At 59.5% G+C, this 13,057-nt stretch carries 14 protein-coding genes and 1 tRNA gene; 6 read left to right on the top strand and 9 right to left on the bottom strand.

Features of this window, described 5'->3' with window-relative positions; translation table 11 throughout:
* Positions 1-146: 146 nt before the first annotated feature.
* The 8 genes from ychF to ACZ0AZ_RS04215 all read right to left on the bottom strand — a co-directional run bounded on the left by ychF (position 147) and on the right by ACZ0AZ_RS04215 (position 7,069).
* A complete protein-coding gene (ychF, locus tag ACZ0AZ_RS04250) occupies positions 147-1,247 on the bottom strand; it encodes a redox-regulated ATPase YchF (protein WP_039761260.1) in 1,101 nt (366 codons plus the stop codon).
* A gap of 22 nt (positions 1,248-1,269) precedes the next feature.
* On the bottom strand, positions 1,270-1,854 hold the full coding sequence (gene pth, locus ACZ0AZ_RS04245; protein ID WP_129997687.1) for an aminoacyl-tRNA hydrolase: 585 nt from the start codon (positions 1,852-1,854) through the stop codon (positions 1,270-1,272).
* Between the two features lie 171 nt (positions 1,855-2,025).
* Positions 2,026-2,628 (bottom strand): 50S ribosomal protein L25/general stress protein Ctc, encoded by a 603-nt coding sequence (locus ACZ0AZ_RS04240; protein ID WP_039761263.1) that lies wholly within the window; start codon positions 2,626-2,628, stop codon positions 2,026-2,028.
* Positions 2,629-2,769: 141 nt separating this feature from the next.
* Entirely contained in the window at positions 2,770-3,711 is a 942-nt protein-coding gene (locus ACZ0AZ_RS04235; RefSeq protein WP_003171603.1) for a ribose-phosphate pyrophosphokinase, read from the bottom strand.
* Between the two features lie 45 nt (positions 3,712-3,756).
* Positions 3,757-3,831 (bottom strand) — tRNA-Gln (locus ACZ0AZ_RS04230).
* 37 nt (positions 3,832-3,868) lie between these two features.
* Positions 3,869-4,720, bottom strand: a complete 852-nt coding sequence (ispE, locus tag ACZ0AZ_RS04225; RefSeq protein ID WP_463538751.1) for a 4-(cytidine 5'-diphospho)-2-C-methyl-D-erythritol kinase — start codon at positions 4,718-4,720, stop codon at positions 3,869-3,871.
* A gap of 3 nt (positions 4,721-4,723) precedes the next feature.
* Positions 4,724-5,341, bottom strand: a complete 618-nt coding sequence (gene lolB / locus ACZ0AZ_RS04220; RefSeq protein ID WP_042609700.1) for a lipoprotein insertase outer membrane protein LolB — start codon at positions 5,339-5,341, stop codon at positions 4,724-4,726.
* A gap of 3 nt (positions 5,342-5,344) precedes the next feature.
* The gene (locus ACZ0AZ_RS04215) at positions 5,345-7,069 is read right to left on the bottom strand and encodes a tetratricopeptide repeat protein (protein WP_039761275.1); all 1,725 of its coding nucleotides are present in this window, start codon (positions 7,067-7,069) and stop codon (positions 5,345-5,347) included.
* A 182-nt stretch (positions 7,070-7,251) separates the two neighbouring features.
* Between ACZ0AZ_RS04215 and hemA the strand changes: the two genes are divergently transcribed.
* From hemA to ACZ0AZ_RS04185, 6 genes are all read left to right on the top strand, one after another.
* On the top strand, positions 7,252-8,538 hold the full coding sequence (gene hemA, locus ACZ0AZ_RS04210; RefSeq protein WP_039761277.1) for a glutamyl-tRNA reductase: 1,287 nt from the start codon (positions 7,252-7,254) through the stop codon (positions 8,536-8,538).
* Entirely contained in the window at positions 8,535-9,617 is a 1,083-nt protein-coding gene (gene prfA / locus ACZ0AZ_RS04205; RefSeq protein ID WP_129997684.1) for a peptide chain release factor 1, read from the top strand. The genes hemA and prfA overlap by 4 nt, the downstream gene beginning before the upstream one ends.
* Positions 9,618-10,448: a peptide chain release factor N(5)-glutamine methyltransferase gene (gene prmC, locus ACZ0AZ_RS04200; RefSeq protein WP_122693167.1), complete on the top strand. Its 831-nt coding sequence runs from the start codon at positions 9,618-9,620 to the stop codon at positions 10,446-10,448.
* Positions 10,442-11,197 (top strand): molybdopterin-synthase adenylyltransferase MoeB, encoded by a 756-nt coding sequence (locus ACZ0AZ_RS04195; RefSeq protein ID WP_039761279.1) that lies wholly within the window; start codon positions 10,442-10,444, stop codon positions 11,195-11,197. The genes prmC and ACZ0AZ_RS04195 overlap by 7 nt, the downstream gene beginning before the upstream one ends.
* The gene (murI, locus tag ACZ0AZ_RS04190) at positions 11,190-11,981 is read left to right on the top strand and encodes a glutamate racemase (RefSeq protein ID WP_039761280.1); all 792 of its coding nucleotides are present in this window, start codon (positions 11,190-11,192) and stop codon (positions 11,979-11,981) included. The genes ACZ0AZ_RS04195 and murI overlap by 8 nt, the downstream gene beginning before the upstream one ends.
* 111 nt (positions 11,982-12,092) lie before the next feature.
* On the top strand, positions 12,093-12,611 hold the full coding sequence (locus ACZ0AZ_RS04185; RefSeq protein ID WP_024014291.1) for an acyloxyacyl hydrolase: 519 nt from the start codon (positions 12,093-12,095) through the stop codon (positions 12,609-12,611).
* A 134-nt stretch (positions 12,612-12,745) separates the two neighbouring features.
* Here the strand turns inward: ACZ0AZ_RS04185 and ACZ0AZ_RS04180 are convergent, their stop codons facing one another.
* Positions 12,746-13,051 carry a YkgJ family cysteine cluster protein gene (locus ACZ0AZ_RS04180; RefSeq protein WP_039761282.1) on the bottom strand — a complete coding sequence of 102 codons (306 nt, stop codon included), beginning with the start codon at positions 13,049-13,051 and terminating at the stop codon, positions 12,746-12,748.
* Positions 13,052-13,057 lie beyond the last annotated feature (6 nt).

Genomic DNA, 13,057 nt, shown 5'->3' with positions numbered 1-13,057 from the left:
GAATGGGTGGGTCAGTTGACGAATGCTTAGCTGACACGCCGCATTCGCGAGCAGGCTCGCTCCCCCAGGGAAATGTACGCAGTCACTGAATTTCAGGCACAAAAAAGCCGCGTATCAAACGCGGCTTTTTCTTGCCCGGCTGTTGCTTAGACGTTGAAACGGAAGTGCATCACGTCGCCGTCCTTGACGATGTAATCCTTGCCTTCCAGGCGCCATTTGCCGGCTTCCTTGGCGCCGGCTTCGCCCTTGTACTGGATGAAGTCGTTGTAGGCGATGACTTCGGCACGGATGAAGCCTTTTTCGAAGTCGGTGTGGATCACGCCAGCGGCCTGTGGTGCGGTGGCACCGACCTTGACGGTCCAGGCGCGGACTTCTTCGACACCGGCGGTGAAGTAGGTCTGCAGGTGCAGCATTTCGTAGCCGGCGCGGATCACGCGGTTCAGGCCAGGCTCTTCCAGGCCCAGAGCCTCAAGGAACATGTCCTTCTCTTCGCCGTCATCGAGCTCGGCGATTTCCGCTTCGATCTTGTTGCACACCGGAACGACCATGGCGCCTTCTTCTTCGGCGATGGCCTTGACCACGTCCAGGTGCGGGTTGTTGTCGAAACCGTCTTCGGCAACGTTGGCGATGTACATGACCGGTTTGGTGGTCAGCAGGTGGAAGCCCTTGATCACTGCCTTTTCGTCAGCGCTCATGTTCTTCATCAGGCTGCGTGCAGGCTTGGCTTCGGTGAAGTGCGCGATCAGTTGCTCGAGCAGCGCCTTCTGAACCACGGCGTCCTTGTCACCGCCCTTGGCGTTGCGCGCGACTTTCTGCAGTTGCTTCTCGCAGCTGTCGAGGTCGGCGAAGATCAGTTCCAGGTCGATGATTTCGATGTCGCGTTTCGGGTCGACGCTGTTGGAAACGTGAATCACGTTGTCGTCTTCGAAGCAGCGCACGACGTGAGCGATAGCGTCGGTTTCGCGGATGTTGGCCAGGAACTTGTTGCCCAGGCCTTCACCTTTCGAGGCGCCGGCGACGAGGCCGGCGATGTCGACGAATTCCATGGTGGTCGGCAGGATGCGCTTCGGATTGACGATGGCTGCCAGAGCTTCCAGGCGCGGATCCGGCATCGGCACGATGCCGCTGTTCGGCTCGATGGTGCAGAAGGGGAAGTTCTCGGCCGCGATACCGGATTTGGTCAGGGCGTTGAACAGGGTGGACTTGCCGACGTTAGGCAGGCCGACGATGCCGCAATTGAATCCCATGGTGTTTCCCCTCGGGTAAAAGTCAGGCCTTCTGGCTGTGCAGGTTTTTCATCGCGCGGTTCCATTCCCCGGCGAGGATATCCGGCAGCACGCCGAGGGCAAAGTCGATGCTGGCATCGAGTTTTTCCTGTTCGGCGCGTGGCGCACGACCCAGGACGAAATTTGAAACCATACTGGCAACGCCCGGGTGGCCGATGCCAAGCCGCAGGCGGTAGAACGTATTCTGATTGCCCAGTTGCGCAATGATGTCGCGCAACCCGTTGTGACCGCCATGGCCGCCGCCCTGCTTGAGCTTGGCAACGCCCGGAGGCAAGTCGAGTTCGTCATGCGCCACGAGGATTTCTTCAGGCTTGATGCGGAAGAAACCGGCGAGTGCCGCCACGGCCTGGCCGCTGCGGTTCATGTAGGTGGTGGGAATCAGCAGACGAACTTCCTGACCCTGATGCGAGTAGCGCCCGGTCAGGCCGAAATATTTGCGATCGGCCGCAAGAGTCACATTCTGTGCGTGGGCGATGCGCTCAACAAAAAGGGCCCCTGCGTTATGCCGGGTCTGTTCGTATTCAGCGCCTGGATTTCCCAGGCCAACGATCAGTTTGATGGCAGTCACGATAGGGGCCCTTCCTTGGAGTGGTGGATAACATCGCCGCGATCAGGGAAAGCGGCGAAAGTGGACGAAAAATGCTCATTTACCATGGATGTAAACTCCGCGTTCTCGCCCGCTTTCTCGCTACGTTCCAGTCCGCGATGTTACTTGCTCACTCCGGCATGACAGAGTGAATTACTCTGCTGCGCCTTCTTCGGTAGGTTCTGCAGCTACACGTGGAGCGTGGACGTTGGCAACAGCCTTGTCATCGCCGTGTGCCAGAGCAACGAACTCAACACCTTTAGGAGCTTTGAGGTCCGACAGGTGAATGATGGTGCCGATTTCTGCTTTCGACAGGTCGACTTCGATGAACTCAGGCAGATCTTTTGGCAGGCAGGAAACTTCGATCTCGGCAACAACGTGCGAAACTTCGCCGCCTTTCTTGACTGGAGCTTCTTCGCCAACAAAGTGCACAGGCACGATGGCGGTCAGTTTCTGGCCGGCAACAACGCGTACGAAGTCAGCGTGCATCACGTGGCCTTTGGCCGGGTGACGCTGCAGAGCCTTGATGATGACGTTCTGCTTGGTGCCACCAACGTTCAGCTCGATGATGTGGCTGTAAGCCGCTTCGTTTTCGAGCAGTTTGGCAACTTCTTTGGCCAGCATGCTGATGGATTCAGGGGCTTTGTCGCCACCGTAAACTACAGCTGGAACCAGGCTTGCGAGACGACGCAGGCGGCGGCTCGCACCTTTCCCCAGGTCGGAACGCACTTCAGCATTCAGAGTAAAATCGTTCATTTTGTATCTCCAAAATAGCCATGACCGAGTGGCGTTTGCGACCAGCGCCGAACACGGTATGGGCAAAAAAGCCCCGCCCCGACAGGAATGCCGGGGCGGGGCGCTTTTCGTCAACGAGACATTTCGTGAAGGGCTGGGCCCTTAACGGAACATCGCGCTGATCGATTCTTCATTGCTGATGCGGCGAACCGCTTCGGCAACAACCGGTGCGATATCCAGTTGACGGATACGTGCACAGGCTTGTGCTGCAGCGGACAGCGGGATGGTATTAGTGACCACCAGCTCGTCCAGCACGGAATTTTCGATATTCTCGATGGCCCGGCCCGACAGCACAGGGTGTGTGCAGTAGGCAAAGACCTTGGCTGCGCCATGCTCTTTCAGGGCCTTGGCCGCGTGGCACAGGGTGCCGGCGGTATCGACCATGTCATCGACGAGAATACAGGTACGCCCTTCGACATCACCGATGATATGCATCACTTCAGAGTGATTGGCTTTCTCACGGCGTTTGTCGATGATCCCGAGATCGACGCCCAGCGACTTGGCAACAGCCCGTGCACGCACGACGCCACCAATGTCCGGGGACACGATCATCAGGTTTTCGAAGCGCTGATCTTCGATGTCATCCACCAGAACCGGGGAGCCGTAGATGTTATCTACCGGAATATCGAAGAAGCCCTGAATCTGGTCAGCATGCAGATCAACCGTGAGAACACGGTCGATGCCGACTACGGTAAGCATGTCAGCAACGACTTTCGCGCTGATAGCCACACGTGCGGAACGCGGACGGCGATCCTGACGGGCATAACCAAAATAAGGAATAACAGCAGTGATACGAGTAGCCGAGGAGCGGCGGAAGGCGTCAGCCATCACTACCAGTTCCATCAGGTTATCGTTGGTCGGAGCGCAGGTCGGCTGAATAATGAAGACGTCTTTACCGCGAACGTTTTCATTGATCTCGGCTGTGATTTCGCCGTCGGAAAACTTGCCGACAGAGATGTCACCGAGAGGGATATGCAGCTGACGTACGACACGCCGAGCCAGATCGGGGTTGGCATTCCCCGTAAAGACCATCATCTTGGACACGCGCAGTACCTAGAGGCTGAGGGTAACCTGGATGAGTAGAGAAAATGGCAGGGGCGGCTGGATTCGAACCAACGCATGGCAGGATCAAAACCTGCTGCCTTACCGCTTGGCGACGCCCCTGTATCTGTTGCTTTCAAGTGCCGGGCACTTGATTCCTTTAGAGCAGACTTTGCAGCTTGCGATGCAACATCGAAACGTTGCTTCCTTTCGCTACAAACCCTGTAAGGGTCTCTGTCAGAAGGGCCGAGACTTTATCAGCTTCAGCTTTGCTTGGGAAGCCCCCAAACACACAACTTCCAGTTCCGGTGAGCTTTGCTTCGGTAAATTTACCTAACAAATCCAATGCGTTACGTACCTCTGGATAACGCCTTGCTACCACCGGCAAGCAGTCATTTCGACTGTTTCCCTCGGGAACGGGGCGCACTTTAATGGGCGGTGTGTTACGTGTCAACAAAGGATCGGAAAAAATTTCTGCCGTACTAACAGCGACTTGCGGCACGAGCACCAGATACCACGGTTCTTCGGGATCGACCGGGGTCAGTTTCTCACCGACGCCCTCGGCAAACGCCGCGTGGCCGCGGACGAAAACCGGCACATCGGCACCGAGTGACAAGCCCAGTGCGGCGAGGCGATCTTCATCCCAGCCCAGTTGCCAAAGATGATTGAGACCGAGCAGGGTCGTCGCCGCATTCGAGCTGCCGCCGCCAATGCCGCCGCCCATGGGCAAGACTTTGTCGATCCAGATGTCGATGCCGAGCGCGCAGCCGGACTGTTGCTGCAACATCTTCGCTGCGCGCACGATCAGGTTGCTGTCGTGGGGCACGCCGGCGAACTCGGTGTGCAGTTGGATGGCGCCGTCATCGCGTACGGCGAAAGTGATTTCATCGCCGTAATCAAGGAACTGAAACAGCGTCTGCAACTCGTGATAACCGTCTTCACGGCGACCGAGAATGTGCAGCATCAAGTTGAGTTTGGCCGGCGAGGGCAGGGTCAGGCGTGCAGCGGTCATGCGTTATTGCCCCAACTTGCGCGGTTGCCAGGTCTTGATCACCAGCGTCACGTCGAGGTCGGTGCCGTGCAGCTTGATGCGTTCGGGCAGCCAATAACCATTCTGTTCGGTGTAGGCGGTGTATTCGACTTTCCAGCCGTCCTGCTCAAGGCTGGCCAGACGACTGTCGGCGTCCAGGTTCAGACGACTTTTGCTTTCCGGAGCGGGCAGGCCACGAACCCACCAGGCCAGATTCGACACCGGCAATTTCCAGCCGAGCTGTTCTTCGAGCAGCGCTTCAGGTGATTGCGATTCGTAGCGGCCCTGGTTGGCAACTTCCAGCGACACCTTGCCCGGACGCCCGGTCAGGCGTGCCGCGCCACGACCCAGCGGGCCGGACAGGCGAATGTCGTAATAGTCCTGCCGCTGCAGCCAGAACAACGTGCCGCTGCCGGAATCCTTCGGCGCGCGGATGCCGATCTTGCCGTCGATCTGCCAGCCATCGAGGCCGGTCAATTGCTGTTTGTTAGCCGCCCACTGGGCCGGGCTGCCGTGGCCCTCGACCGACTCGCGAGTGCCGAACCCCGAGCAGCCGGCGAGCAGGGCGATGAAGCTGAAAACAATAACGTGGCGCAAAAACATGGGTTAAAGAGTCTCGGATCCGGTCAGGCGCTTGATGGTGCTGCGCAGAATGGTGCTGTCGGGCTGATCCTTGAGGAACTTGCCCCACACTTGTTTGGCTTCGCGTTGATTGCCCTTGGCCCAGAGGACTTCGCCGAGGTGCGCGGCGACTTCGTGATCAGGAAAACGCTCGAGCGCCTGGCGCAAGTATTTCTCCGCATCATCCAGATTGCCCAAGCGGTAGTTCACCCAGCCAAGGCTGTCGAGAACTGCCGGGTCTTCCGGGTTGATCTGGTGCGCCTGCTCGATCAACGTTTTCGCTTCAGCGTAACGGGTAGTGCGATCGGACAGGGTGTAGCCCAGCGCATTCAGCGCCATGGCATTGTCCGGATCGCGCTTGATGATCAGGCGCAGGTCTTTTTCCATCTGCGCCAGGTCATTGCGTTTTTCCGCGAGCATGGCCCGGGTGTAAAGCAGGTTGAGATCGTCCGGATATTTCTGCAGCGCTTGTTGCAGAACCTTCCAGGCCTTGTCGTCCTGTTTGTTGGCCGACAGGCTTTCCGATTCGATCAGATACAGCTGGATCGCGTAATCCGGTTGCTCGTCACGCTCGGCCGCCAGCTTGCTCTGCGCTTCAGCGGTCTTGCCGTTGCTCATCAGGATATCGGCCTGACGCAGCTGTGCCGGCAAATAGTCATTGCCCGGGCCGACCTGTGCGTACTCGATGAGTGCGCCTTGCGGGTCGTTGCGTTCTTCGGCAATCCGACCGAGGTTCAGGTGCGCCGAATCGACATGGCTTTCGCGAGCGATCAGGTCTTCCAGATAACCCTTGGCCTCATCCCACGCCTTGGCTTCCAGGCACACCAGCGCCAGCGAGTAACGCAGTTCATCGTCTTCCGGGTATTGCTGAACAAGGGTGGAGAACTCGGCCTTGGCGTCGTCCATGCGGTCCTGTTCGACCAGCATGCGCGCGTAGGTCAGGCGCAGGCGTTTGTCTTCCGGGTACTTCCTGATGTTTTTCTGCAACAGCGGCAGCGCTTCGTCGCCACGGTTGAGTAACTGAAGCAGGCGCGCGCGCAGCAGGATCGGAGCGATCTCGCCATCTTCCGGCGGATTGTCTTCAAGCAGAGTCAGCGCACCTTGATTGTCGCCGTCCTGCTGCAACAGCAGAGCCTTGCCGAAAATCAGCTGGTTGTTGTTCGGGTGACGCTGCAGCAAACGGTCGAAGCTTTTCATCAGACCGTTGCGGGTTTCCTGATCGGTGTCGGCGGCCGACAGCGCGAGGAAGTCGAAATGGGTGTCGCCCTTGCCCTGCAGGACTTTCTCCATGTAGACCATGGAGTCGTCGTAACGCCCGGCGCGGGCCAGTTGCACGGCGGCGGCGCGTTGCGCTTCGAGGTCGTCCGGAGCATTGCGGGCCCAGATCAGCGCGGTGTCGAGGGCCGGTTGATCGGCGCCCAGATACTCGGCGATGCGAAAAGCACGCTCGGAGACGCCCGGATCCTGGGTGTTGATCGCCTGGGTCACGTAATTGTCCAGAGCAATGTCGAAACGATTGCGCTGGCCGGCGAGTTCGGCGCTCAGCAGGCTGAACACGGTTTCCTCGCTGAACGAGCTGTAAACCTTGGGCTTTTCAGGCGCGGGCGTGGTGTCTTCGGCCGGCGGGGTGCCGTTCGGCGCAACGGGCGCCATGGTCTGGCAGCCGCTGAGGAAGACAAAAGCGAGGAGCAACGCGGAAGATCTATTCATATAGGAAGAGGACGACTAACCTGCGGTCGGATCATCATGACACAAGCCTTCGGCCAAACATAACCGAGACTCAATTGTGGCCATTATAGGGGCCGACAATTGGGACAATAGTCAGCGGTAGTTGTTCTGAATCTTTCGAAGTAGGACAATTGCCGGCTTCACGTCACCACCAGCGACCTTGAATGGCCTTCCTTGCACTCGGTATTAACCACAAGACTGCTTCAGTAGACGTCCGCGAGCGCGTGGCCTTTACCCCTGAGCAGCTGGTTGAGGCCTTGCAGCAGCTCTGCCGACTGACCGACAGCCGCGAAGCCGCGATCCTCTCCACCTGCAATCGCAGTGAGCTTTATATAGAACAGGATCAGCTCTCGGCGGACGTCGTGCTGCGCTGGCTGGCCGATTATCACCATTTGAGCCTCGATGAGCTGCGCGCCAGTGCCTATGTGCATGAAGACGATGCGGCTGTTCGTCACATGATGCGCGTCGCCTCCGGGCTCGACTCGCTGGTGCTGGGCGAACCGCAGATTCTCGGTCAGATGAAATCGGCCTACGCCGTAGCCCGTGAGGCCGGCACTATCGGGCCGTTGCTGGGGCGGCTGTTTCAGGCCACCTTCAATGCCGCGAAGCAGGTGCGTACCGATACTGCGATTGGCGAAAACCCGGTGTCGGTGGCGTTTGCCGCAGTGAGCCTGGCGAAACAGATTTTCAGCGATCTGCAACGCAGCCAGGCGCTGCTGATCGGTGCCGGCGAGACGATTACGCTGGTCGCGCGCCATTTGCATGAGCTGGGAGTCAAGCGCATCGTCGTCGCCAACCGCACGCTGGAGCGCGCCAGTCAGTTGGCCGAGCAATTCGGCGCTCACGCGGTGCTGCTCTCGGATATTCCGGCGGAGCTGGTGCGCAGCGATATCGTCATCAGTTCGACCGCCAGCCAGTTGCCGATTCTTGGCAAGGGCGCGGTGGAAAGTGCGCTGAAGCTGCGCAAGCACAAGCCGATCTTCATGGTCGACATTGCGGTACCGCGCGATATCGAGCCGGAAGTCGGCGAACTCGACGACGTTTACCTGTACAGCGTCGATGATCTCCACGAAGTGGTCGCCGAGAACCTCAAGAGCCGTCAGGGCGCTGCACAAGCGGCGGAGGAAATGGTCTCGGTCGGCGCCGATGATTTCATGGTGCGCCTGCGCGAACTGGCGGCGGTCGATGTGCTCAAGGCCTATCGTCAACAGAGTGAACGCCTGCGTGACGAAGAATTGCAGAAGGCCCTGCGTCTGCTGGCCAACGGCGGCAACGCCGAAGAGGTGCTCGGGCAATTGGCCCGTGGCCTCACCAACAAACTCTTGCATGCGCCCAGCGTGCAGTTGAAAAAGCTGTCTGCCGAAGGCCGCCTCGATGCGCTGGCCATGGCCCAGGAACTCTTCGCCCTTGAGGGCTCACCGGATAGTTTTTCGGATAAAAAACCGCAATGAAAGCGTCACTGCTCAACAAGCTGGACATTCTCCAGGACCGTTTCGAGGAACTGACCGCGCTGCTCGGCGACGGCGAAGTCATTGCCGATCAGGCCAAATTCCGCGCCTATTCCAAGGAGTACGCCGAACTCGAGCCGGTAGTGGCCGCGTATAAAAAGCTGCTCGGCGTACAAAGCGATCTCGAAGGCGCGCAGGCGCTGCTCAAGGACAACGACCCGGACATGCGCGAAATGGCCGTGGAAGAAGTTCGCGAAGCCAAGGAGTTGCTGGTCACGCTGGAATCCGACCTGCAGCGCATGCTGCTGCCGAAAGATCCGAATGACGGGCGCAACGTCTTCCTCGAAATTCGCGCCGGCACCGGTGGCGACGAGGCGGCGATTTTCTCTGGCGACCTGTTCCGCATGTACTCGCGCTATGCCGAGCGGCGTGGCTGGCGTGTCGAAATCCTCTCGGAAAACGAAGGCGAACATGGTGGCTATAAAGAAGTCATTGCGCGCATCGAAGGCGACAACGTTTACGGCAAACTGAAATTCGAGTCCGGCGCGCACCGTGTACAGCGTGTACCCGCCACCGAATCCCAGGGCCGTATCCACACTTCAGCCTGCACTGTCGCGGTATTGCCCGAGCCGGACGAGCGCGAGGCCATCGAGATCAACCCGGCGGATCTGCGCGTCGACACGTTCCGCTCCTCCGGCGCTGGTGGTCAGCACGTCAACACCACCGATTCGGCGATCCGCATCACCCATATCCCGACCGGCACCGTCGTTGAATGCCAGGAAGAACGTTCCCAGCACAAGAACCGTGCCCGGGCGATGGCGTGGTTGTCGGCCAAGCTCAATGATCAGCAAAACGCTGCGGCGGCCAACGCGATTGCCAGCGAGCGCAAGTTGCTGGTCGGTTCCGGCGATCGATCCGAGCGCATCCGCACCTACAACTACGCCCAAGGCCGGGTCACCGACCATCGCGTCAACCTGACCCTGTATTCGCTGGATGAAATTCTCGCCGGTGGCGTCGAAGCGGTGATTGAGCCATTGCTGGCCGAGTATCAGGCAGACCAACTCGCAGCGATAGGTGAATAAATGACCATCATCGCCAGCCTGTTGCGCGCTGCCGAGTTGCCGGACTCGCCCACTGCACGCCTGGACGCTGAACTGCTCCTCGCCGCCGCACTGGGCAAGTCGCGCAGCTTTCTGCACACCTGGCCCGAGCGCATCGTGCCGAGCGAGGCTGCGCTGACCTTTGCCGAATATTTGCAACGGCGGCGTAGCGGTGAACCGGTGGCCTACATTCTCGGCCAGCAGGGTTTCTGGAAACTCGATCTGGAAGTCGCGCCGCACACGCTGATCCCGCGCCCGGACACCGAGTTGCTGGTGGAGGCAGCCCTTGAGTTGCTGCCTGCAACCCCGGCCAAGGTCCTCGATCTCGGCACCGGCAGTGGCGCGATTGCGTTGGCTTTGGCCAGCGAACGCCCGGCGTGGAAAGTCACCGCCGTCGATCGAGTGCTCGAAGCCGTGGCCCTGGCCGAACGCAATCGCCAGCGTCTGCACTTGAACAACGCCACGGTGCTGAGCAGCCATTGGTTCAGCGCCCTTGAAGGCCAGCGCTTTCAGCTGATCATCAGCAACCCGCCGTACATTGCCGCCGCCGATCCGCATCTGGTCGAGGGCGATGTGCGTTTCGAACCGGCCAGTGCGCTGGTCGCCGGTGAAGATGGCCTCGACGATTTGCGCCTGATTGTTGCGCAGGCGCCGGATCATCTTGAAACCGGCGGCTGGCTGATGCTCGAACACGGCTATGATCAGGCCGAAGCCGTGCGTGATCTGCTGCTCACTCGTGGCTTTGAAGAAGTCCACAGCCGCACAGATCTGGGCGGCCATCAACGCATCAGTCTGGGGCGCCTGCCGTGCTGAATGATCAGGAATTGCTGCGCTACAGCCGGCAGATTCTGCTGCAACACATCGACATCGACGGGCAGCTGAAGCTCAAGGCCAGCCGCGTGCTGATCGTCGGCCTTGGCGGTCTCGGCGCGCCGGTGGCGTTGTATCTGGCGGCAGCGGGCGTCGGCGAGTTGCATTTGGCGGATTTCGACACGGTCGACCTGACCAACCTGCAACGACAGATCATTCACGACACCGACAGTGTCGGCATGTCCAAGGTCGACTCGGCGCTCAAGCGCCTGGGTGCGATCAATCCCGAAATTCAATTGATCGCCCATCGCCAGGCGCTGGACGAGGATTCTCTCGCCGCAGCGGTGGCGGCGGTGGATCTGGTGCTCGATTGCTCGGACAATTTCTCTACGCGTGAGGCGGTTAACGCCGCCTGTGTTGCCGAGCGCAAGCCATTGGTCAGCGGCGCGGCCATTCGTCTGGAAGGGCAGCTGTCGGTGTTCGACTCACGGCGTGCCGAGAGCCCTTGCTATCACTGCCTGTACGGACACGGCAGCGAAGCCGAGCTCACGTGCAGCGAAGCGGGTGTGGTCGGTCCGCTGGTCGGTCTGGTCGGCAGCTTGCAGGCGCTGGAGGCGTTGAAGGTGCTGGTCGGTTTTGGCGAGCCGCTGGTGGGGCGGCTGTTGCTGATCGACGCCTTGGGCTCGCGCTTCCGTGAACTGCGGGTCAAGCGCGATCCGGGCTGCAGCGTCTGTGGCGCCCGCCATGCGTGAAGCGCCGATCGGCGTGTTCGACTCCGGGGTCGGCGGCTTGTCGGTCCTCGGCGAGATCCAGCGTTTGCTGCCCAACGAATCGCTGCTTTACGTCGCCGATTGCGGGCACATTCCCTACGGCGAAAAGACTCCGGAATTCATCCGCCAGCGTTGCAGTGTGATGGCCGGTTTTTTCCGCGAGCAGGGCGCCAAGGCTCTGGTGCTGGCGTGTAATACCGCGACCGTGGCCGGTGTTGCCGACTTGCGTCGCGATTTTCCCGACTGGCCGATTGTCGGCATGGAACCGGCGGTCAAGCCGGCCGCAGCGGCGACCCGTAGCGGCGTGGTTGGCGTGCTGGCAACGACAGGTACGTTGCAGAGCGCCAAGTTTGCCGCTTTGCTCGATCGCTTTGCGGCTGACGTAAAAGTCATCACTCAGCCCTGCCCGGGGCTGGTCGAGCTGATTGAAAGTGGCGACCTGCACAGTCCCGAGTTGCGCACGTTATTGCAGGGTTACGTCACGCCTTTACTGGCTCATGGCTGCGATACGATCATCCTCGGATGCACCCATTATCCTTTTCTCAAGCCGTTGCTAAGGTCGATGATCGCCGACGATATCAGCCTGATCGATACCGGAGCGGCCGTGGCCCGGCAGCTGCAACGGCTGCTGGCCGAGCGTGATCTGCTGTCACAGGGGCCGAGCGTGCCAGTGAAATTCTGGACCAGTGCTGATGCGCAATCCTTCAGAAAAATCCTACCTCTGCTGGGCCAAACTGCGTCGAATGTGCAAAACTTCGACTTGTAAAAAAAATGTGAAATAACTCGAAATACGCTGAACTTCTGACCACGCGCAGATTTCTATAGCGACAGCAGCAACTAAAAACCAAACGATCGTTCCGGAAAAGGAAGTTTCAAAGTGAAGCGACTATTCTGCTTGGCCGCGATTGCGGCCGCACTGATGGGGCAAAGCATTTCTGCACAAGCCGCTGGCGTTGAATTCGCCGTCGGCGGTACCAGCGATTCGACAATGACGTATCGCCTGGGCATGAATTTCGACTGGGACAAGAGCTGGCTGCAGAGCGACGTCGGTCGCCTGACCGGCTACTGGAGCGGTGCCTACACGTACTGGGAAGGTGACAAGACTTCCAGCAACAACAGCCTGTCGTTCTCGCCTGTATTCGTTTACGAGTTTGCCGGTCAGTCGGTCAAACCCTACGTTGAAGCGGGTATCGGCGCGGCGTTCTTCTCCAACACCGAATACGAAAGCAACAAACTGGGCGGCTCCTTCCAGTTCGAAGACCGCATCGGTTTCGGCCTGCGCTTCAATGGCGGCCACGAAGTCGGCATCCGCGCCACGCACTACTCCAACGCCGGCCTGTCCAGCGACAACGATGGTGTAGAAAGCTACGCGCTGCATTACACAATGCCGCTGTAATCCGCCGCTACGCGGAACCAACGTGGGAGCGAGCCTGCTCGCGAAAGCTGAGTGTCAGTCAATTCAAATGGTGGCTGACACACCGCTTCGCGAGCAGGCTCGCTCCCACAGTTGTTTCTGCGTTGTCAAAGAAATCAGCGGTAGGCTGTGGCAATACCCCGGCGTTCTTCGATGCACTCCGGCGCGCCCATTTCGAACTCGCGGCAGATCAGCGGGCGGCGTTCGTAGATCGTGCACATCATGCTGTCGCGATCCAGCGCGGCGCACCAGCCGTCGTCCAGACGCAGCATTACTTCACCGCCCCATTCATCGGTATCGATAAAGCGATCAGGCACGCCGGTGTCGGTGATCAGCATCACTTCGAGCTGGCAGCAGCATGCCGCGCAGGTCGAGCAGGTGACGGCCGGTTCTTCGACTTGTGTGAGGGGGATGGTTTTCATGGCGGC

Source organism: Pseudomonas sp. AC239 (assembly GCF_979258545.1).
This window is presented reverse-complemented; position numbering and strand designations above follow the sequence as displayed.

Bases quoted from the DNA above. Each gene is read 5' to 3' on its own strand.
- prfA (WP_129997684.1), top strand. From the start codon at position 8,535: ATGAAAGCGTCACTGCTCAACAAGCTGGACATTCTCCAGGACCGTTTC.
- ACZ0AZ_RS04240 (WP_039761263.1), bottom strand. From the start codon at position 2,628: ATGAACGATTTTACTCTGAATGCTGAAGTGCGTTCCGACCTGGGGAAA.
- ychF (WP_039761260.1), bottom strand. From the start codon at position 1,247: ATGGGATTCAATTGCGGCATCGTCGGCCTGCCTAACGTCGGCAAGTCC.
- prmC (WP_122693167.1), top strand. From the start codon at position 9,618: ATGACCATCATCGCCAGCCTGTTGCGCGCTGCCGAGTTGCCGGACTCG.
- ispE (WP_463538751.1), bottom strand. From the start codon at position 4,720: ATGACCGCTGCACGCCTGACCCTGCCCTCGCCGGCCAAACTCAACTTG.
- hemA (WP_039761277.1), top strand. From the start codon at position 7,252: ATGGCCTTCCTTGCACTCGGTATTAACCACAAGACTGCTTCAGTAGAC.
- lolB (WP_042609700.1), bottom strand. From the start codon at position 5,341: ATGTTTTTGCGCCACGTTATTGTTTTCAGCTTCATCGCCCTGCTCGCC.
- ACZ0AZ_RS04180 (WP_039761282.1), bottom strand. From the start codon at position 13,051: ATGAAAACCATCCCCCTCACACAAGTCGAAGAACCGGCCGTCACCTGC.
- ACZ0AZ_RS04215 (WP_039761275.1), bottom strand. From the start codon at position 7,069: ATGAATAGATCTTCCGCGTTGCTCCTCGCTTTTGTCTTCCTCAGCGGC.
- murI (WP_039761280.1), top strand. From the start codon at position 11,190: ATGCGTGAAGCGCCGATCGGCGTGTTCGACTCCGGGGTCGGCGGCTTG.